This window comes from Algoriphagus sp. NF (genome assembly GCF_028823735.1).
Lineage (GTDB): Bacteria > Bacteroidota > Bacteroidia > Cytophagales > Cyclobacteriaceae > Algoriphagus > Algoriphagus marincola.
In genome coordinates, this window is the sequence record NZ_JAPEIB010000027.1 from 1 (window position 1) to 19,400 (window position 19,400).

Here is a 19,400-nt window from a genome sequence, read left to right on the forward strand (position 1 = left end):
GCCGCGTAAAAAAAACTGAAATTCTTCTTGCCTAAACCTTAGAATACAGGCAGGCATGATGTGGGCATCACACACTGGTATCACTATCAACCCCGCGAGATTCCATATGACCTTTGAAAATCAATTATAGACATATGAAAACATTACAGAATACGGAGTGAAATAAGCCATAAGGTTTCGCTTCCGGCTACTTCGATCTTCATTCTTCCGGCTTCCAGCAAAATCAGCAAAGTAAATTGGGTACTGGCAAGATTCCATATATTCATACTTTTTCACCTCAAAATGCTTAGTCCCATTTGATTTTATATCGGATCACAATTGGATCTTCCATGTCGGCGAGTTGCTCTGAAGCAAGCTGAAGTGCCTGCGTGTGTTTCTCTCCTAAATGTTTTGACTCCAGCATTGAATTCCAAGTTTCAGTGTAGAGCAGTCGGTAGAAGTACTCTCCATCTGAAGTGGGCATCCCTCCCAGACCAGAGACTATCTTCGAAGCTTTGATTTGCTGCTTTTTTGGATGGAAAAAAAGCTCATAAACCGGAAAATCTGCCGGTATTTCTTCCATTTCCTCCAGTTCAGAAGGACTTAATGGCTTTGGTGTAATTCCAAAAACTTGCGTATTGATGGTCTCTCCGGCTACTTCCACATTGCCGAAGTAAAAATCATAAGTCTGCGTGGCAATCATTCGCTCCAGTTCTTCATCTGCCTTGTCTTCTGGTTGAAGCCGGCTTTCATGTGGCATACTCCTATCTCCCGAATTGAAACTTAAGATTGGCTTAATGTCACCTTTTGAATAATAAAATATTGTGTCAGAAGCACCGAAATTCAACAAAAACCCTTCTTCATAGGGTACCAGTGAACCCGCTTCTCCACTTCCTGAAGCTGGGTAGGATTTCAGGTCTAGGAAGTCATAGGACAATGAGTCACTAATAAAAACTGCAAAATTTTTGAAAAAGCCGTCCTCCTCTGGGTCTGTTCCTCTTAAAGCAACGAGCCACTTTTTTTCATCGAGAGGATGAAAATCAATTAGGAAATAGGAGCCGACTTGACGGAGATTGAATCTTTTTTGAATATCTAGTTTCTCATCAAACTCCAAAAGCGAAGCCCTGGAAACCACCATTAAGTTCCCCTCGGCATTTAATCCTAATTTGTCTATACTCTCATATTCATTTGGTCCTCCACCTTTTCTGGCGATTGATTGGATGTGATTGCCTTCCAGGTCAAATTCATGAATGGAGGGGTTCATGTAAGGATCGGTATTCAAGAATATCCGATCTTCAGAGACAGCCATATTCGGATCAAAGCCGAAAAACTGGATCGGTGTCCCTTCCGGTATTTTCAGTGGGATAAATTCCACTTCACCCAAAGCTTCTTCTGGACTCTGGATTATTCTATCATTGATTTCGAAAGTTGGAAATTCGTCGGTTGGTTCGTTTTCAGAATTTGAACTGCAGGAAGAAATACCGATTATTACAGCTAGAAGTAAGATTGGATATACCTTCATTTAAATAATAGTTAGAAGAATAAATACTAAAAACGTAAAAGTAAAAAAGCCGGCGAAGGTTTCAAATTTCCCGGCTTTTTTCTCAAGAATTTTATAGTCTAATCGCTCTGGCGACGGTGGCTGCCATAATGCCCAAACCTTCTGTATTTGGATGGACTCCATCTGGAAGTAAATCTGCCTTATCCATCAAAGGAGTGTACAAATCGATCATTTCAGAACCGCTGGACTTGACGATATCGATGATCATCATTCGCTGTTCATTGTTCATGATATCTGCTGTAATTCCAAAATTATCCTTAGTCACAGGCACGGGCATGATCACGTAGACTTTTCCGTCTTTCGGCATATGGGCCTTGAATTCTGCGATCATATCCAAATAATCCTGTTTAAACTCTGAGCTGTGAGCCCAATTTTGAGGCTTGGAATCATTGGTGCCTAGCATGATCACCAGAATGTCCGGAGAAAAGTCCTTTACCTCCTGAAATTGCGGTTCGTTCCAATAAGGGAAGTCGCCCTTTCGAAGAAGCGTTCTTCCGCTGACTCCAAAGTTTTTGACTTCATAGGTATCACCAAGAATAGCCTGCATTTGAAGGGGATAACTGTCCGGATGATCTCTACCAGGTCCTTGTGTGATAGAGTTGCCCACGCAGGCGATTTTGATTGGCTCTTGAGCAAGAAGAGCACTTGAGAAGGCAAAGGATAGAAAGAATAAAACTAATTTCATCATAAGGTTTAATGGGTTTGGTTTTTGAAAAATAGGAAATTTTGGCCAATCAAAATTCCTTGTTTCTGGTCTTTGTCCCTGTATTTTTACGGAATGCAATTTTTCAATAAAGTGCTCTTGTGGATTTCATGGCTTTCCTTGGATGTGGTTTCCGGCGCCATGGCTGGAATGCTGTTTTTTTCGGAGCTCTTGCATGTATCCATAGAACTCCCCGCTTACATTCTTTTGGGAATGGCCGTTTGGAGCATCTATAATCTAGATCATGTACTCGACGCACAGGAAAACCGACTATTTTCTTCAAGAAGGTTTTTTCATCAAAAGGCTAAAAAAGTATTGATATTCGGAGTTTTGTTTATTGGTTTTATAGGTCTTATCGGAGGGTTTTGGTGGTTTGGCTGGGGGAGTGTAATGAAGTCGGTCTTGGCACTTGGTCTTATTATTTTGTTTGCTCGGATGGTGATTTGGAAGTTTGGGAGGGGATGGATGAAAGAGGTCTCTATTGCATTCTTTTACGTATTGGGGATTTCATTTTTACCCTTACTGACTGCGAATGCCTTAGATAGGACGCTTTGGTTTTGGGTGTTTTTCACGCTCTATTTACTCTTAGCTATTTACAACTTGTTTATTTTGTCTTTTTTGGATCTGGAAGAAGATCAGCAGGCTGGCTTTTTTTCTGCCGCAAGGTCTTTCGGAGCTGATCGCTTAGAAAAGATCACCTATGCTATCAGTGCGGTTCTTCTGGGAGGAAATTTTCTGACCATGCTATTTGCCCCATCGTTTTTCAAAATTTTTGGAGTTTTTCTTTTAGCGATGACTTTGATTCATTGGCTGACTTTCCGTAAATCTCAGTGGACTTTGGAAGAAAAGCGGCTAAGTATGGAATGGGCTTTTTCACTTCCGCTCTTATTGCTCATTTTACTCTAGCGGGATGAAGGATCAATACCGTTTGGTGGGAAGGATTTACAGACCTCTTTCAAGATTGGTTTTTGGGAAGAAACTATCTCATGCAAATGCCCATTTTTTGAGTCAATATCTTTCTGGGAAAACACTAATAATTGGTGGAGGTGAAGGGTTTGACTACCGGGAACTTCAAGATCGACTTTCTGGTGAATACTGGGAGCTTTCTGAAGCCATGTTGAATAAGGCAAAAGAAAACCTTCAATCCAGCAAGCTTTCTTTTCATTTGGGTAATTTCCCAAGTTCTGAACCCTTTGACCTAGTTCTACTGCCTTTTGTTTTGGACACGATTACAGATGATCAAATTCCCAAATTTCTTCATAAAGTGGGTCAAAATCTTAGGTCCGGAGGAATAGTGATCCTATCTGATTTTTTCAAAACAAATTCATTCCGGCAGTCTATTATCACAGCTTTGATGATTGCTTTTTTTCGACTGGTAGCAGGACATTCTCGAAAGGATCTTCCGGATCACACATCCTGGCTGAATGCTCAGGGCTGGATTTTGAAAGAAGAAAAAGTTTGGAAAAATGGCTGGATTCGGGCGCAAGTTTGGGTAAAGGCTTAAATACCGCTTTGTTCGATGATTTTAGTGATCATATCATCAAAGTACTTTCCATTTCCGGGTCCATACCAATTCATTTCCCGCACTTCGTGAAAGTGTTTGTCGTAGAGTTCATCGGGCGTAATGTATCCGATATAGCCGCCGTTGAAGGTGGTAATTATCAAGTTTAGCCCTTTTGATTCGGCAAGTTTTTCCCATTTTTCATAGAATACCCCAGATATTTCACCGCTAGAAGAGATCATTAAGGTATTCCCGATTTGTGTGATATCGAAATGTGCATTGGTATCTCCTACCAGCCAGTCAAAAAGCCAGGGACGAATTCTCCAATTGTCCGAAATTCGAAGGTGCGGTTCCCGAAGTTGAATATCCAACCGGGTATTTTTCAGACTGGTATTTCGGATCGTGGCATATCGGGTCATTTTGAGACGATTGATGGAGTCCAGTTGGCTGGCATAACTCATGATGTCCTCCACTTGATTGCCCGGGGCAATCGGGCGGTGAGAACCAACTGTTCCGGAAGCAAAAAGCGCAAAGTCAAACTCCTTTTCTTCCAGGCTTTTCATGAGGTAGAAAGGATAGTCCCCAGAAAGCCCCATGAATTTGGAGCTGAGACAAGTGGCATGGGCAGAGTAGGTGATAAGCGTGGCTTTTTCTCCGGATTTTTTGGTGAAAATCAACTGTCTGGTAAAGGGATCAGTTGGGCCATCTTTGATGAATCGGTTGGCAAGCAGCTCTTCGGCATTTGCCTTTCGGTAAGTGATAGAAACCGTATCCACCTCCATTTTTGCCTTAGCAATTGCCTCTAAACTTTTCTCAGTCATCATTTGGACGATCTCTTCCTTGAATCCCCCAAAAGCAAGTTCGCCGGCAGGTCCCGGCATGTAGCCCCCCATTCCGGAGTGTGTATGGGTAGCAGTGAAAATCACTTGGGAAATCTCCGGGAACTCTTTTTTGACCGCAGTTTCTATGGATTTTGCCAAATGAGGATGGACAATCAGAAGCTCTAGGTTTAGCCAAGCAATGCTGCTTTTTCCATTGCTGAGGAAGATACTCTTGACAAAGCTGCTATCCTGAACAAAATCATAAGGTCCTCTTGGTGCATATCCTACTAAGTCAATCGGCTTAGCGGGCGTCATATTTGCCTTGGCCCATCCTGCTAGCCAAAGGTTTCCTTGGGTAGATTTAATAGGTAAGTCTTGAAGGCTTTGGAGGGTTTTTTGATAAAATTCTTGCTCCTCGATTGGCGATCGATCTACACGAGTAAGGGTGAAAATTGCTACCAGCAACAAAAACAGAAAGATCCCTAGCAGGACCTTTCCAAAAGTGATAAAAATAGATTTCCAGTTCATGAATTAGTATTCATAAGTCCCATAAGGGCTATGGATTGTTACCTTTTTCTCGGTAGATGCCTCGACCCGACCAATGATTTGAGCTTCTACGCCGTGGGATTCTGCGATATCGATGATTTCTTCGGCATAGCGCTCGTCTAGGTAAACTTCCATTCGGTGTCCCATATTGAAAACCTTGTACATTTCTTTCCAGTCCGTGCCGCTTTCTTCCTGAATGATTCTGAAAAGAGGAGGAGTCTCAAAGAGGTTGTCTTTGATCACATGGAGATTTTCGATGAAGTGAAGCACTTTGGTTTGTGCGCCTCCAGAACAATGGACCAAACCGTGAATATGTGGTCTCAAATAATTGAGTACGTCCACCATGATGGGGGCGTAAGTTCGGGTAGGGGAAAGTACGAGCTTGCCCATATCCAAGGGAGCTCCAGGTGCTGGATCAGTCAGGTTGAATTTCCCTGTGTAAATCAAGTCTTCCGGTACTGCAGGGTCATAAGATTCCGGATACTTCGTCTTCAAAAGTTTATTGAAAACATCATGTCTGGCAGAGGTTAGTCCATTACTTCCCATTCCACCATTGTATTCAGTTTCATAGTTGGATTTGCCAAAAGAAGCTAAACCAACAATGACGTCTCCTGCCTGAATTTTGTCATTGGAGATGACATCCTCTCTTCGCATGCGACATGTGACCGTACTGTCCACAATCACGGTACGCACCAAGTCGCCCACATCGGCGGTTTCTCCTCCGGTTAGTACCGCATTGACTCCTTTGTCACGAAGCATTTGAAGTACTTCTTCTGTGCCTTCGATAATGGCTGAAATGACTTCTCCGGGGATTAGGTTTTTATTTCTGCCGATCGTAGAGGAGACAAGAATATTATTGATCGCACCCACACAAAGCAGATCGTCGGTATTCATGATGATGGCATCCTGAGCAATCCCTTTCCAGACACTTAAGTCTCCTGTTTCTTTCCAATAGAGATATGCAAGGGAAGACTTGGTACCTGCGCCATCTGCATGCATGATATTGCAGTATTCCGGGTCATTGCCCAGTGTGTCTTCGACGATTTTGCAGAATGCTTTTGGAAAAAGGCCTTTGTCAAGGTTCGCGATGGCCTGATGCACATCTTCTTTGGAGGCGGAAACACCGCGCTGCATATAGCGCTCGTTCATGGAGATTTGGGATTGGTTACCAATAAACAAAGTTAAGTATTCCGATTCATTGAGGAAGGAATTTGTGGGAAATATGTATTTGGTGAAATATCGCTTTGTTGAAATACGGTTGAATTAATATCGCTTCGCTCGTTGAAAAAGGCCTGCTGCAAGATATGCTTCACTTCGTTCAGTAAGATAAGTTCCACGAGATATTTTGAGCTGCCCCATGATCATAATCCACTACTTGCTGCTTACCACTCACTATTTTCTTATTACTCCCGACTTTGCACTTCGAGCTCCCAACTTCCAACTTCCATCTTCCATCTTCCAACTCACCCTCCCCCTCACTCAAACATTTCCTCAATCAATTGGGTGTAAAAGTCTTTCACTTCCATGCCTATGGCTCGGACTTGTTGGGAGATCAAACTTGTTTCTGTTTGCCCGGGAACAGTATTGATTTCGATAAAGTAAAATTTCCCGCTTTCTTTCTCTAAAAAGTAATCAATCCGCACGGCTCCTTTGCAGTTGAGCTTTTCGTAGACCTTCTCGACGATTCGGCTGACACGCGTTGCCTCTTCTTCGTTCATTCGACCTGGAGTGATTTCCTCCGTGACTCCTGCGGTATACTTGGCCTCAAAATCAAAATACTCCTTGCTGCTGACGATTTCGGTGGCAGGAAGGACCGTGATTGTACCTTTTCCCCGAAAAACTCCTATCGAGAATTCTCTGCCGGATACAAATTCCTCCACCAAGACCTGTTTGTCTTCGGCAAAGGCACTTTCCAAAGCCTGTGGAAGTTCCTCCCAAGTTTTCACCTTGCTCATCCCTATCGAACTTCCTCCATTATTCGGTTTGATAAAAAGCGGCAGAGTCAATTCAGATTCGATTCGTCTTTTGTTTTCAGGAGTATTCGCAAATAATTGAAGCGATTTGGCGATGTGAAGCTCAGGAATATCGTCTACAATCGCTTTGGTATAGCCCTTGTTCATCGTGATGGCAGAGGTGAGTTGGTCGCAGGTCGTGTAGGGAATTCCCAACATGTCAAAATATCCGGCAAGCTTTCCGTCCTCTCCTGGTGAACCATGAAGAATGTTGAACACCCCGTCAAAGGTGATTTTTTCATCGCCAATAGTGATAGAAAAATCATTGAGGTCTACTGGAATCTTTTCTCCAGAATCGCAGATAAAATGCCAATCACTCGGATAAATTAGGATTTTATAGACATCGTATCGAGTTCGGTCTATGGTTTTTTCCACGACTGCTGCACTTTTCAAGGAGATCACCGACTCACCGGTAAATCCGCCTGTAACGAGGGCGATTTTTTTCTTCATAGCTGGAGTAAAATGAATATGCGAAGTAGCTTAATTTATCCAAACCCTCCAAAGATAATGCCCCTTCAGCGCCTTATTTTCTTATATTCGTCCCTGTTAATTCACGCATTTACCCCAAATTAATTCTGATATGATTAAAAGTTTGAAAAAGACCGGTATGCTTTTACTGGTTTTGATCAGCACAGCCTCCTTGCTACAAGCACAGGCTTTAAAAAAAGTAACGCTTGAGGATGTTTTTAAAAAAGGCACCTTCTCCCAAAAATCTGTCTATGGCATCAACTGGATGAAAGATGGGCAATTTTACAGCAGTTTGGTGAATCGGGCTGGCTCTCCCATGGTGGTCAAGATCAATCTTGCAACTGGAGAGGAAGAAGCAGTCCTATTAGATGGTAGGGCGCTTGGAGTCAAATTTACTTCCTATTCCTTCAATACGGATGAGTCCAAAGCGCTGATTGCATCTGATGTGGAGTCTATCTACCGAAGATCGAGCAAGGGGATATTCTATGTGGTTGATATGGCTACTGGCGAAAAGCAGCAACTCGCAGATGGAGAGAAAATCTCTTACGCAACACTTTCACCTGACAATAACAAGGTCGCTTTTGTCAAGGATAATGACCTATTCATGGTCGATTTGTCAAGCAATGAAATGACCCAAATCACTCAAGATGGCCAATGGAACAAAATCATCAACGGAGCTGCAGATTGGGTCTATGAAGAGGAGTTTTCTATGGCACAGGCTTTCAAATGGTCTCCAGATGGGAAGAAAATCGCATTTATCCGCTTTGATGAGACCAGTGTTCCTGAGTTTAATATGCAACTCTGGGGGCCGCTCTATCCGGCCGACTACCGATTCAAATATCCCAAAGCAGGAGAAAAGAATGCGGAGGTTAGTATTCATGTCTATGATTTGACATCTGGTAATATCCAGAAAATGGATGCTGGTTCAGAGACTGATATTTACCTTCCCCGAATCTACTGGACACAAGATCCCAACCAATTGGCATTTATTCGGCTAAACCGTCTTCAAAACCAATTGGATCTTTTTCATGCTAATGCCAGAACTGGAGAAAGTAAATTGATTCTTTCGGAGAAATCAGAGACCTATGTGGATTTGAATTACAATGATAATCTCCAATATCTGAGTGATGGGAAAAGCTTTATTCGAACATCGGAGCAGGATGGCTTCAAGCATATCTATCATCATGCTATGGATGGAAGCTTGATTAAGCAAATTACTACAGGTAACTGGGAAGTTACCGAGTTGGTAGGAGTGGATGAAAAAGGGAAGAAGATCTACTTTGTGTCCACTGAAGCTTCTCCGCTTGAGCGAAACTTCTACGTGATAGATTTGAATGGTAAAAACAAAAAATCCCTAACTCCACTATCCGGTACGCACCGAATCAATATGAGTCCGGATCATCGTTTCTTTATCGATTATTTCTCTACTACTGAGATTCCGCAAAAAGTAGTGCTTTGCGAGGCGAACGGTATGCCTGTAAAAACGTTGGAAGAAAATGCCGAGTTGGAGGAAACCCTGAAAGATTATGCTCTTGGAAAGAAGGAGTTTTTCACTTTTCCTACTGTGGATGGTACTTCACTGAACGGCTATATGATCAAGCCGGCAGATTTTGACCCGAATAAAAAATATCCAGTATTGATGTATGTCTATGGAGGTCCAGGGTCTCAGAATGTATTGAACTCTTGGGGTGGTACCCGTGACTTTTGGCATCAGGCTTTGGTGGCTGAGGGTTATATCGTAGCTTGTGTAGACAACCGTGGCACAGGAGCCCGTGGCCGTGACTTCAAGCATTCGACCTACGCGAATCTTGGGAAATTAGAAACTATAGATCAGATAGAAGGAGCTAAATATTTTGCGAAGCAATCCTTCGTAGATCCGGGCCGAATCGGCATCTGGGGTTGGTCTTATGGAGGATACATGTCTTCCCTTTCCTTAATGATCGGTAATGATGTGTTTAAAGCAGCTATTGCCGTTGCCCCGGTAACCACTTGGAGATACTACGATACGATTTACACTGAGCGCTATCTTCAGACACCGCAACTCAATCCTGCAGGCTATGATGACAATAGCCCGATCACTCATGTGAACAAGTTAAAAGGGAATTTTCTACTGATTCATGGTACGGGTGATGATAATGTTCATTTCCAAAACACGGTGGATTTGGTTGATGCCTTAATTACGGCGGATAAGCAGTTTGAGACCTTCTATTATCCAAACCGAAACCACGGAATCTACGGAGGCAATACCACTTGGCATTTGTACACCCAAATGACGGATTTCTTGAAGCGAAAACTGTAATTGATTTTAAAAAAAGACAGAAAACCGCAGGGCCTGAGTTCTGCGGTTTTTTTGTGAAAAACACTTTGCGCCGTGGCACCTTCGCGAGAAATCAAGCCAACTTAATCTGATCAAGATAAAACTTCATCCGGCTGTGGTCCCGGGGTAAAAAGTCAATTTTATCAATCTTGTCTTCCTTGTGATTATAAAAAACCTCTACGTAATCATTTTCCAACAGATACAGATTCACCTTGTGCCGGTAATAGCGAATAGCCACCACAAAAGTCCCCTCTAGGTAGAGGGTCTTGATCTTTTGGTGTAGAGGCATATCGCTGAATTCTTCTCGGCTCATGAACTTGTTTTTACTTCTGACTCCAAATTAATCAAAATGGTTCGGGGAATGCGTGATTTTTTGAATTAGTCCGTGAAATATTCCAAAAGCAAAAAGCCCCAAGATAGTTTTCTTGGGGCTTTGATTGTTGGTTTAGTTGTACTTAGTGTACGGCTTCTTGGAAGTCCTTGATAGCCTCACTAAAGTCCAATACTTCCGTATTATTCATTTCGCCTGATACGATGCTTGATCCGGCAGCCGAGCGGTATCCACCTGCACAGTGTACCAAAACTGGCTTTTCAGCTGGAATTTCATTTGCTCGCTCACGCAATTCATGAAGAGGAATATTAATACTAGACTCGAAAATCGGAGTGTTTATGTGCTCGTCAGCACTTCGGATATCCACGATGGTGTAAGCATCTGGGTTCATCTTGAATGCTTCTACATCAAATTCTTCTCCGGTGGCAGTCATTCCTGCTGGATTGACTACTGCACCTTTGATCAATTGTTCGTAGCCGATTTTTGCAGCTTTGAAGATCAAAATCTCCAACTCAGCTTCTGTATCTGCTACCAAGAAAAACTTCTCCTCAGGTCCTACGATGGATCCCAACCAAGTTTCAAATTTTCCTCCGTTCATGATATTGATCGCTCCTGGTACATGTCCTGCACGGAACATGTCCTGCTCGCGGCTATCAATTACCAAGGCTCCCTCTGGAATGGCAGAACCTGCTGGCCAAATGCTCACCTGAGAAATTGATCGCTGGTAGGCAGGAGCACCTTTTTTGTTCATATCTACATCGTAGCCAAAGTATTTTGGGATGTGCGGCTGTCCTTCTAGAAGAGAACTCACAAAAGTCTGCTCGTCTACATCTCCAAATGCCCAGTTAGTTGCTCGCTGCTCACCGATGGTTGACTGACGGGCATCACTGAGGTTTTTACCACAAAGCGAACCTGCACCATGTGCTGGATATACAATGACATCGTCCGCCAAAGGCTTCAATTTGTCTTGTACCGTGTGGAACATCATTTTCGCCAATTCCTCACGCTGAGCTTTCATGTTACCAGCTTTTTCACGCAAGTCAGGTCGTCCTACGTCTCCGATGAAAAGGGTGTCTCCAGAGAATAATGCATGGTCTTTTCCATTTTCATCTTTCAATAAGATACTGATAGAATCTGGAGAGTGACCTGGAGTATGAATGGAGTGGAAAGTAACCTTACCCATTTGAAAAGAATCTCCCTCGTCAAATCCTGTATGTGGGTATTCTGCTCCTACAAGCTTAGAAACATAGATTGTTGCATCCTCATTTTGATGAAATTCAAGGTGAGAACTTACGAAGTCAGCATGCGGGTGCGTTTCGATAACCGCAACGATTTTTGCATTATTTGCTTCCGCAAAATCGTAGTACTGCTGAGGATTTCTCCCTGGATCTACGAGTGCTACTTTTCCTTCACTTAAAATGGCATAGCTGGCATGTGCCAAGCCTTCGTCATAAAATTGTTGGATATTCATGTTGTATAAGTTTTTTCTGAATTGATACCACAAAGGTAAAACCTGACAAAAGTCAGTTTTGGTGATGCATGTCACGTAACATCCTTCTAATCAGGTTGCGATTTCTATTCGATAATATTTCTGAAAAAGCATTGCATCACAAAGGATTAGTCTTTAAAATTGGTTCCATGAACTATCGGAATTTTTCTATTCAGAATCGCCTCGGAATCAATTGGGCCTTAATTTTTTTATTCGTTTTTGTATTTGCCTCCTGCAAGTCTTCAAAAGTAGCAAAAGATGACCCGGCTTTCAAGGTCATCAGTACAGCAAAATCCTATTACGGCACCCCCTATAAGTTTGGAGGGACGACAAGGGCAGGAATGGATTGTTCGGCCTTACTTTTCCACTCATTTTATTCAGTGGGGATCAATTTGCCTCGCATGTCCGCAGATCAGGCCAAACAAGGCGTAAAAGTCAATACTAGAGACTTAAAACCCGGAGATGTGCTTTTTTTTGCAACAAGCAGGCGGAAAAAAAGAGTGACCCACGCAGGAATCGTCACGGAAGTGAATAAGGGAGATATTCGCTTTATCCATGCATCTACTTCACTCGGCGTATCGGAGGATTATCTGAGCAATCGCTATTGGAACAAGGCTTTTTTATTTGCAAGAAGATTGCTGGAATAAAAAAGAGCGCCGAAGCGCTCCTTTTTCGTATATAGCCCCATGAATTAAAATTAAAGATTTGTAGTGCCATCAGGCCTCAACACATACCGGAAGGTATAATGAGCACTCGGAGTGGTCATTGGGTTGATCTGATCTGCAGGTGGGTTTCCTTTGTAATAGCTGAGAATTTCGATTTTACTGTAGTTGCCGGCTGTGGTTTGCACCAAAATAACTCGACCTGGAATAGGTGTCACGGTGAAAGTAGCTGGGTTGTAGTTGTACCAACCGCTTCCGCTTCCTGTAGGGATCGCAAAACTATTCTCTGTATCGGTAGCAAAGGTGGCATTTGCAGGCACTTCGGTGATTTCTTCAAAGATACCATTAACCACAGCTGCACTTACATTTTTACTGCTGTTAACCCGAATGGTCGTTCCTTTGAATGCTAAATCCCAATCTTCGTTTTCAGATACTAGGGCATTCTGTTCTAGGCTGAAAAACTGGAAAGGTCGCTCTTCAGTCACTTCTCCAGTAGTCCTGTCAATGACATCATTGGGTGCAGCTAAATCCTCTACCAAAGTTGCTTCCAAAGGAACAATGGGTAGTTGATCATCATTGCTGTCGCAAGAAAACAAGAAGCTTGAAATAGCTGCTGTAAATAGGAGTTTTTGGATAGTTTTCATTTGTTTTACTTGGTTTTATTTAATCTATTAGTTTGTAAGGTTTAATACTGGAATTTTAATCCCCAGGAAAAGCACTCGGCCGGGATTATTGGGTTGTGCAGGCGTGGCTGTATTCAATAAATTGGTTCCGCCGGCTTCGAAGAATATCCCGTTCGAAAGGGTTTTGGAGGCAGTAAGATTGACCGAAACCCAACCATCTGCATACTCGCTCTCATCGTCGAGGATGAGATTTCCATTGCGGTCAGCAAAGCCAAACTTTCCTCGGTAAATGGCGCGCAAGGCCCAGTCAATTCCGGTGTTCAACTCTCGGTAATTGATCTTGAAGTTTCCGCTATGGCGACTTCGGTTGAACAGGCCACCGTAATCTTCAAGCGTGACCCTTCTGGTTTGATTTTGGCTATTTCGCTTGAAAACTTCCCCATTCTCAATTCGGTCCACCACATCCAAATCACGAGTATCCAAAAAGGCATAACCTGCACTCAGAGATAAGTTTTCGAGTACTTGATAGGAGGCGTCTACTTCTACTCCCTGGGTGATGACACTCCGCACATTGAAATAGGAGAATGCATTCTGTCCCGTGTTTAGCTGGGCAATCGGCGCCGTTTCAATCAGATTGTCAATGGCATTTCTGAAGGCGTTTACCTGAAGGTTGGCTCTTTCGCTAGCTTTCCATCTAAATCCTGTATTGAAAGCCCAGGAAGTCTCGGCCTGCAAATCCCCCAAGGTAGATGGGTCGAATAATATTTGGGCCACCAGGCCTTGCTCTTGAAGTCTTGTAATTCCTTCTTGGGCTAAAGTCGCTCCAAAGACATAGTATCCCGAAGCAGCATTGTTAAAGTTCAAGAGGAGTTGGCGGAAATCAGGAGCTTTGAAGCCTGCCCCGACAGATGCCTGCCAACTGAGTTTTTCAGAAATCTTGTACTGTCCAGAAACTTTTGGGCTGAGTCGGTTGCCATATTGACTGTGAAAGTCAGCCCTCAAACCAGAAACGATGTTTACCCGCTGCCCGGGGTCCCATTGATGCTGCAGGAAGAAATATCCTGCGTCAAAGCGATTTAAATCATCGTATCGAGTCGCTTCTACCGTCTCGATCAATTGCCCCAAGCCTAGTGTCAAAAGCTGATTGGCTCTGATTTGATAGTCTGTCTGAAGTTCGGTTCGGTGATATAACTGCTGGAAGTCCTGCAGGTCGAAAACTTCTCCGCTGGATTGAAATTGGGTGGTTGAATTCGTGCTAAACCAAGAACTCATTCCGCGGAGAGTAAATAGCCATTTTTCATTAGGCTTGAATCGAAGAGTAGGGTTGAGGTTGACGTCCCGGCGAGCATTATCCATTTCCAAAAGCTCAGGATTGCCTTCGCCGCCTGTTTGCATCAGACCGTCTGAAGTTTCTGAATAGCCTCGGACGAATAGACTCAAATCCCATTTTGGAGCTAACTCCCCATTGATTTTTACCTGAGCGGTAGTAGCCTGGTAGGGGTTTTGAGTTTGTCCGATAGTTTCTGGAGTCAAGTCAAAACCCTCCGTTTGGAAGTGGTCCAGAAATACATTTGCATCCCACTTTTCTCCTCCGGTACCGAGTTCGAGCGATGGGTTCCAACTGTTGAAAGACCGATGGCGTAGCGCGATATCTGCTTTGCGCTGTCCCGAGTTATTTTTGGTGATGATATTGACCACGCCAGCCATGGCTTCACTTCCATACAAGGCACTGGATGGGCCCCGAAGAATCTCGATTCGCTCAATATTGGAAACGGAGATGCGGTCTAAATCAAAGGTGCCTGCTGTACGACCGATCAATGGTTCGCCATCTAAAAGAATCAGGATGTAATCAGAGTCGAGCCCTTGCATCTGCAGTCCTGCGCCATGGTCGGAGGCGATTTGGAGGCCAGTTTGCTCACGCAAAATTTCCGAAAGGCGCATTCCCCCTGTTTCCTGAATTTTCTCTGTATTCAAGACAGTCACCGGCATGGGAAGGTCTTCCACACTTCGCTCAGTTCGTGTGGCTGCCACTACTACTTCTTGAAGATTTCCTGTTTTCTCTTGAAGAATAATTTTCTCGGATGCTAGCCACTCTTCCCAAGTGAGCTGCTGGGTTTCATAGCCGAGTGCAAAAACCACCACTCGATCACCTTTTGAAGGAGAATCTACCTGCCCATTTTCATCCACAGACAAAGGCTTTTGGCCGTCCACTTTGACTAGGGCGAAGGGAATTGGATTACCCTTCTCATCCAGAATAATCTTTTCCCCCTCTTGAAAAGCCCCGAATACAAGTTGGGGAATTAGAAGAAAAATAGCTGTTATTTTAATTAGATTAATTCTAAACATAGGTTTAAAATTTAAGCGGAGTTGTAGCTCCGCTTGTTTGATTTAGTTCAAACTGTCGAGAATTGCTTTCCATTCGGGCTTTTGAGGAATTCCAGGTTTGCGCAATCCAAAGAACTGAGCCACCATTTCTCCTTCCACATCAAAAAGCTCGAGAGCAGAGACCAATCCTTCGGTCGTATTTTTATGAACTACGAAGGCACGGTCCACAACGGATTCATTGAGGTGCATATTAAATTCCGGATCCATGACATTGAGCCAATCTCCCAATTGCTTGATGGTTTTTACCTTTCCTTGGTGGATTTGAATATTGCCTTTGTTTCCAGCAAAAATCATGATAGGTAACTTGATTTCAGCAGCAACTTCAACCACTTTTCTTACAGAAAGCCGATCCACTTCATAAGCCCACTTATCATCGATCCATTCGACTGCATTGAGTCTGTTCAATTTATATTTGCGAAGCATTCCGAAGAAATCATGGGTGTCTTTCATATTTTCCCAATCGGAACTGAAGCTTTCAAAATCCAAGTCTTCCTTGCTGACGTATTCTGCTTTTTCAAAAGTCTCAGTTACCAAATCAGAGGTCTGGTTCGCGTGGGTATGTGCTTTGACCAATTCTTCAGAGAAGTCAAAATCAGAATCCTCTTGCAAAAATACCTTCATCACGGCATCACCTGCTTTGTCAAAATACTGAAGACTAAACATTGGGCCACGTGGAGTATCTGAAACTACCGCAAAGCCAAATTTCCATCCTCCGAAGAATACTCGCTGCTCAATTGGTCCGATTACCGTAGCGATTTTCTGAGGGCCAGCTTGATGTATCTCGATCTTTTGGAAAGTGCCTTTATGCTCCAATACACAGCCTTCATTTCGTGTCAAGGACATCACCCGACCCAGTTTTGGAAATTTTTCAAGCTGTTCCACAAAGTCTTCGGATAGTCGGATCACATTTTCACCGACTCCTGTTGCTAACAATTCGGCTTCAGAAACGCCTAATTTTTTGGCAGCGTCACGAATTCGAAGTTTTGGCTCTTGCTCTTTTAAGTTTTCCCAAGCTTGCTTGAGAGTGGAAGTTTCGATTGCGGTGTTCATGCTTGTGCTTGTTTTGATATTTTTAATTCTGAATGAAAAGCGGAATTGCTACTGACGAGGATTTGCTGAGTTTCTTGATCTTTGACCAGTCTGATCGGATGATCAAAGACTTCAGAAAGGAGGGCTTCGGAATAGACTTCCTCCACTTTGCCTACTCCGGCGATCAATCCATCTTTTACAATGGCAATTCGATCTGCGTAATGTGCTGCTAGATTCAGGTCATGCAGTACGATCAATACGCCTATATTTTGAGATTTTAGTTTTTTAAGAATATCCAAGACAATGTGCTGCTGGGAAATGTCTAGGCTTGAGGTTGGTTCGTCCAAAAGCAAGTAACGTGGGAAGGGCTTTTTCTCCCAAATCTGGATTAGCACTCTGGCCAGCTGCACGCGCTGCTTTTCCCCTCCAGAAAGCTGTTGATAGAGCCGGTCTTCCAAGTGTTGGACTTTTGTCAGCTCCATGACTTCACGGATATTTTTCTCTGAATTCTTCTTGGAATCTTTCGGCAGGCCCAACTCAACCACCTCTCGGGCGGTGAATGGAAAGCTTACCGTAGAATGCTGCGGCATCACTGCCCGAACACTGGCCAATTGTTGGGTTTTTAGAGCCCGTAGGTTTTGGCCATTGTAATCTACCTGGCCTCGGGTGCAGGAGATTTCCCCTGCAAGGATTTTGAATAGGGTAGATTTTCCTGCACCATTGGGGCCTAAGACTGCAAGAATTTCGCCTGGATTGACGGATATGCTTGCCTTCTTGACGATAGGCCGCTGTCTAATACAAAAATGGATGTCCTCGGCTTGCAGCATTATTGGTTGTTTTTGTTGAGTTTGAAAATCAGATAAATAAAGAAAGGAGCACCAATCAGTGCCGTCAAAACCCCAATAGGTAATTCAGCCGGTGAGACGACTGTTCTAGCCATCAGGTCAGCTACATTTAATAAAATGGCACCCAGCAGAAAAGAGGCCGGTAATACCAAGCGGTGATTAGCTCCAAATCCTATTCGTATCAAATGCGGAACGACTAGCCCGACGAAGCCGATCATACCCGCAAGGGATACTCCCACGCCCACGATCAGTGCGGAGAGGATCAATATTTTTATTTTGACACGCTGTACGGAAATTCCCATGTGAAAGGCTTCCCGCTCGCCGAGAGAAAGGGCATTCAGATTTCGATATTCCAGCATCAGCATGATCGAAGGAATGCCAATGAGGGAAATCGCTACGGGGAATTTGCTCCAAGAGGAGGCTCCCAAATCTCCTAAACTCCAGAAGGTAAAGCTTCGCAATGCGGAATCATCAGCAAAGAATAGCGTGAGGCCAATCAATGCACCGGCAAGGGCATTAATGGCAACACCTGCTAAAATCAGAGTTGCTGTATCTGTCCTTCCTTGAGTTCTGGCCAATTGATAGACAGCCCAAACATGCGTCAATCCACCCAAGAAGGCGAAAAGCGGCATTCCTAGATTTTGAATCAAATTACTGCTACCCGCAAGACCGGGGATCAAGACAATGAAAACCACTGCAAAAAGTGCACTGCCACTGCTGACTCCGATTAAACCAGGCTCTACCAGTGGATTTCTAAACAAGCCCTGAAGTGCTGCTCCGGCTATGCCCAATCCACCACCTATTAATAAGGTGATGATAATGCGAGGAAGTCTGATTTGCAGGAGTACGTTAGCTGCACTTCGGTCTACTTCTTCCAAGCTTAATCCAAATTGCTCTCCCAAAATGCTTAGAACCGAGGAGAAAGGAATGGCATAGGCTCCAAGTGACAGAGAAAGCAGCATAATTAATACCAATGCTCCTCCCAGAACTGAAAGCACTAGTACCTGATAGGAATTCTTCGATATGGAGAGTCCAGCGATCAATTTTTTAGCGTTCTTGTTGCTTTTGCGAGTTCAAGCGCTGCTTTTCCCACTCTCGGACCAAAACCAGATAGGTAAAGTCCATCCATGGCGATGATTTGATCTTTTTGAAAAGCCGTAGTTTCGGTGATTCCGGGTATTTTGGTCAAGCCGGATTTTCCTCCCAGGCTTTCGAGACCTGATTCGAATAGGATTAAGTAATCCGGATTTAGGCTGATTAAAGCCTCGGGAGTAAGTGGCACAAAATCTTCAAAATTTGTTTCTACCTGCTCCACGCCAGCGATTCCGAAGATGGACTCAGAAAAACTTCCATCACCAGCGATGAATAAAGACTCAGGTCCTCTAGCCATTACAAAGGCGGCTTTCCCATTTGGTTTTGAATTGGAAAGAAAATCGTTCAGGTTTTGTAGGTCTTGTTCGAGTTCTGCAATCATTGCCTGTCCTTGATCTTCCATCTCAAAAAAAGCGGCGATCTGTTGGATCAGGGCAATGGTTTCCTCTTTTGATTGTGTCTTAGGAAAGACTTCCAGTTTGATCGTTGAGATACTTTGAATCTGAGCGATTACTTCTTCATTGAGGTAGCCTTCTTCCACCAGAATCATATCGGGGCCCAAGGAAAGAATCCCTTCTGCTTTGATTTGATTTCGGTATCCAATGCTAGGCAGGCTTTGAAGCGATTCAGGATACGTAGAAGTACGATCTGTCGCAATGATTTGGTCACCGAGTCCCAGACCAACCACAATTTCACTGATAGTCCCCCCGGCAGTAATGATTTTGGGAAGTGAAGTCTCAATAGACTCGACAGATTTTTCAGGGCTGCCACAGGCAAAAGCCGCTAGAAGGATGGTTAAAGAAGCAAATAGCTTTCTCATTTATTTAGATTGAATTGAAATAACGACTCAAAAGTAATTGCTAATTAGATTCAATCCAAATAAAAAATAATAGAATATCCTTATCGAAAAGCAAAAATTATTTATGCATTTGCCTGTATTGCAAGTGGATCGGTTTTTCTTTTAGATGAAAGCATTCATTTACAGGAAAAAATCTAAGCGAAAAGAGGGTAAGAGATTCAATAGATACTATTATTA

General features: G+C 43.5%; 18 protein-coding genes. 4 read left to right on the forward strand and 14 right to left on the reverse strand.

Features of this window, described 5'->3' with window-relative positions:
* Window positions 1-143 precede the first annotated feature (143 nt).
* From OU792_RS12970 to OU792_RS12980, 3 genes are all read right to left on the reverse strand, one after another.
* On the reverse strand, window positions 144-266 hold the full coding sequence (locus OU792_RS12970; RefSeq protein ID WP_262900077.1) for a hypothetical protein: 123 nt from the start codon (window positions 264-266) through the stop codon (window positions 144-146).
* A 20-nt stretch (window positions 267-286) separates the two neighbouring features.
* Window positions 287-1,501 carry a 6-bladed beta-propeller gene (locus OU792_RS12975; RefSeq protein ID WP_274670393.1) on the reverse strand — a complete coding sequence of 405 codons (1,215 nt, stop codon included), beginning with the start codon at window positions 1,499-1,501 and terminating at the stop codon, window positions 287-289.
* A gap of 91 nt (window positions 1,502-1,592) precedes the next feature.
* Window positions 1,593-2,228, reverse strand: coding sequence for a GDSL-type esterase/lipase family protein (locus tag OU792_RS12980; RefSeq protein ID WP_274670394.1), 636 nt, complete (start codon window positions 2,226-2,228; stop codon window positions 1,593-1,595).
* A gap of 90 nt (window positions 2,229-2,318) precedes the next feature.
* Here OU792_RS12980 and OU792_RS12985 point away from each other — a divergent pair, with 90 nt between their 5' ends.
* Entirely contained in the window at window positions 2,319-3,149 is an 831-nt protein-coding gene (locus OU792_RS12985) for a hypothetical protein (protein WP_274670395.1), read from the forward strand.
* Between the two features lie 4 nt (window positions 3,150-3,153).
* Complete coding sequence (locus tag OU792_RS12990) at window positions 3,154-3,747, forward strand: class I SAM-dependent methyltransferase (protein ID WP_274670396.1); 594 nt, start codon at window positions 3,154-3,156, stop codon at window positions 3,745-3,747.
* Here OU792_RS12990 and OU792_RS12995 read toward each other — a convergent pair.
* The 3 genes from OU792_RS12995 to OU792_RS13005 all read right to left on the reverse strand — a co-directional run bounded on the left by OU792_RS12995 (window position 3,744) and on the right by OU792_RS13005 (window position 7,573).
* Window positions 3,744-5,093, reverse strand: a complete 1,350-nt coding sequence (locus OU792_RS12995; protein ID WP_274670397.1) for a neutral/alkaline non-lysosomal ceramidase N-terminal domain-containing protein — start codon at window positions 5,091-5,093, stop codon at window positions 3,744-3,746. The genes OU792_RS12990 and OU792_RS12995 overlap by 4 nt on opposite strands.
* A 3-nt stretch (window positions 5,094-5,096) precedes the next feature.
* Complete coding sequence (locus OU792_RS13000) at window positions 5,097-6,260, reverse strand: AIR synthase related protein (protein WP_134201471.1); 1,164 nt, start codon at window positions 6,258-6,260, stop codon at window positions 5,097-5,099.
* Window positions 6,261-6,586: 326 nt separating this feature from the next.
* Window positions 6,587-7,573, reverse strand: a complete 987-nt coding sequence (locus OU792_RS13005) for a D-alanine--D-alanine ligase (protein WP_274670398.1) — start codon at window positions 7,571-7,573, stop codon at window positions 6,587-6,589.
* 157 nt (window positions 7,574-7,730) lie between these two features.
* On the opposite strand from OU792_RS13005, the gene OU792_RS13010 reads away from it, so the two are divergent.
* Entirely contained in the window at window positions 7,731-9,890 is a 2,160-nt protein-coding gene (locus tag OU792_RS13010) for a S9 family peptidase (RefSeq protein ID WP_446698901.1), read from the forward strand.
* A gap of 91 nt (window positions 9,891-9,981) precedes the next feature.
* Here OU792_RS13010 and OU792_RS13015 read toward each other — a convergent pair whose 3' ends face one another.
* Together OU792_RS13015 and OU792_RS13020 are read right to left on the reverse strand one after the other, a co-directional pair.
* Entirely contained in the window at window positions 9,982-10,221 is a 240-nt protein-coding gene (locus OU792_RS13015) for a hypothetical protein (protein WP_026948017.1), read from the reverse strand.
* Window positions 10,222-10,363: 142 nt separating this feature from the next.
* The gene (locus OU792_RS13020; RefSeq protein WP_274670400.1) at window positions 10,364-11,710 is read right to left on the reverse strand and encodes an MBL fold metallo-hydrolase; all 1,347 of its coding nucleotides are present in this window, start codon (window positions 11,708-11,710) and stop codon (window positions 10,364-10,366) included.
* Window positions 11,711-11,778: 68 nt separating this feature from the next.
* Between OU792_RS13020 and OU792_RS13025 the strand changes: the two genes are divergently transcribed.
* Window positions 11,779-12,375 carry a C40 family peptidase gene (locus tag OU792_RS13025; protein WP_342453737.1) on the forward strand — a complete coding sequence of 199 codons (597 nt, stop codon included), beginning with the start codon at window positions 11,779-11,781 and terminating at the stop codon, window positions 12,373-12,375.
* Between the two features lie 50 nt (window positions 12,376-12,425).
* Here OU792_RS13025 and OU792_RS13030 read toward each other — a convergent pair whose 3' ends face one another.
* The 6 genes from OU792_RS13030 to OU792_RS13055 are packed head-to-tail and all read right to left on the reverse strand — an operon-like array spanning window position 12,426 to window position 19,184.
* Window positions 12,426-13,034, reverse strand: a complete 609-nt coding sequence (locus tag OU792_RS13030) for an HmuY family protein (protein WP_274670401.1) — start codon at window positions 13,032-13,034, stop codon at window positions 12,426-12,428.
* Window positions 13,035-13,061: 27 nt separating this feature from the next.
* Window positions 13,062-15,359 (reverse strand): TonB-dependent receptor, encoded by a 2,298-nt coding sequence (locus OU792_RS13035; protein WP_274670402.1) that lies wholly within the window; start codon window positions 15,357-15,359, stop codon window positions 13,062-13,064.
* A gap of 42 nt (window positions 15,360-15,401) precedes the next feature.
* Window positions 15,402-16,448, reverse strand: a complete 1,047-nt coding sequence (locus OU792_RS13040) for a hemin-degrading factor (protein ID WP_274670403.1) — start codon at window positions 16,446-16,448, stop codon at window positions 15,402-15,404.
* Window positions 16,445-17,254: a heme ABC transporter ATP-binding protein gene (locus OU792_RS13045; protein ID WP_274670404.1), complete on the reverse strand. Its 810-nt coding sequence runs from the start codon at window positions 17,252-17,254 to the stop codon at window positions 16,445-16,447. The genes OU792_RS13040 and OU792_RS13045 overlap by 4 nt, the downstream gene beginning before the upstream one ends.
* Entirely contained in the window at window positions 17,254-18,315 is a 1,062-nt protein-coding gene (locus OU792_RS13050) for a FecCD family ABC transporter permease (protein ID WP_274670405.1), read from the reverse strand. Before OU792_RS13050 ends, OU792_RS13045 begins: the two co-directional genes overlap by 1 nt.
* On the reverse strand, window positions 18,312-19,184 hold the full coding sequence (locus OU792_RS13055; protein WP_274670406.1) for a heme/hemin ABC transporter substrate-binding protein: 873 nt from the start codon (window positions 19,182-19,184) through the stop codon (window positions 18,312-18,314). Before OU792_RS13055 ends, OU792_RS13050 begins: the two co-directional genes overlap by 4 nt.
* Between the last annotated feature and the right edge of the window lie 216 nt (window positions 19,185-19,400).

What these genes read in the sequence shown, in the direction of transcription:
- OU792_RS12970 (WP_262900077.1), bottom strand. Translation starts at nt 266, where the DNA reads ATGAATATATGGAATCTTGCCAGTACCCAATTTACTTTGCTGATTTTG.
- OU792_RS12975 (WP_274670393.1), bottom strand. Translation starts at nt 1,501, where the DNA reads ATGAAGGTATATCCAATCTTACTTCTAGCTGTAATAATCGGTATTTCT.
- OU792_RS12980 (WP_274670394.1), bottom strand. Translation starts at nt 2,228, where the DNA reads ATGATGAAATTAGTTTTATTCTTTCTATCCTTTGCCTTCTCAAGTGCT.
- OU792_RS12985 (WP_274670395.1), top strand. Translation starts at nt 2,319, where the DNA reads ATGCAATTTTTCAATAAAGTGCTCTTGTGGATTTCATGGCTTTCCTTG.
- OU792_RS12990 (WP_274670396.1), top strand. Translation starts at nt 3,154, where the DNA reads ATGAAGGATCAATACCGTTTGGTGGGAAGGATTTACAGACCTCTTTCA.
- OU792_RS12995 (WP_274670397.1), bottom strand. Translation starts at nt 5,093, where the DNA reads ATGAACTGGAAATCTATTTTTATCACTTTTGGAAAGGTCCTGCTAGGG.
- OU792_RS13000 (WP_134201471.1), bottom strand. Translation starts at nt 6,260, where the DNA reads ATGAACGAGCGCTATATGCAGCGCGGTGTTTCCGCCTCCAAAGAAGAT.
- OU792_RS13005 (WP_274670398.1), bottom strand. Translation starts at nt 7,573, where the DNA reads ATGAAGAAAAAAATCGCCCTCGTTACAGGCGGATTTACCGGTGAGTCG.
- OU792_RS13010 (WP_446698901.1), top strand. Translation starts at nt 7,731, where the DNA reads ATGCTTTTACTGGTTTTGATCAGCACAGCCTCCTTGCTACAAGCACAG.
- OU792_RS13015 (WP_026948017.1), bottom strand. Translation starts at nt 10,221, where the DNA reads ATGAGCCGAGAAGAATTCAGCGATATGCCTCTACACCAAAAGATCAAG.
- OU792_RS13020 (WP_274670400.1), bottom strand. Translation starts at nt 11,710, where the DNA reads ATGAATATCCAACAATTTTATGACGAAGGCTTGGCACATGCCAGCTAT.
- OU792_RS13025 (WP_342453737.1), top strand. Translation starts at nt 11,779, where the DNA reads ATGTCACGTAACATCCTTCTAATCAGGTTGCGATTTCTATTCGATAAT.
- OU792_RS13030 (WP_274670401.1), bottom strand. Translation starts at nt 13,034, where the DNA reads ATGAAAACTATCCAAAAACTCCTATTTACAGCAGCTATTTCAAGCTTC.
- OU792_RS13035 (WP_274670402.1), bottom strand. Translation starts at nt 15,359, where the DNA reads ATGTTTAGAATTAATCTAATTAAAATAACAGCTATTTTTCTTCTAATT.
- OU792_RS13040 (WP_274670403.1), bottom strand. Translation starts at nt 16,448, where the DNA reads ATGAACACCGCAATCGAAACTTCCACTCTCAAGCAAGCTTGGGAAAAC.
- OU792_RS13045 (WP_274670404.1), bottom strand. Translation starts at nt 17,254, where the DNA reads ATGCTGCAAGCCGAGGACATCCATTTTTGTATTAGACAGCGGCCTATC.
- OU792_RS13055 (WP_274670406.1), bottom strand. Translation starts at nt 19,184, where the DNA reads ATGAGAAAGCTATTTGCTTCTTTAACCATCCTTCTAGCGGCTTTTGCC.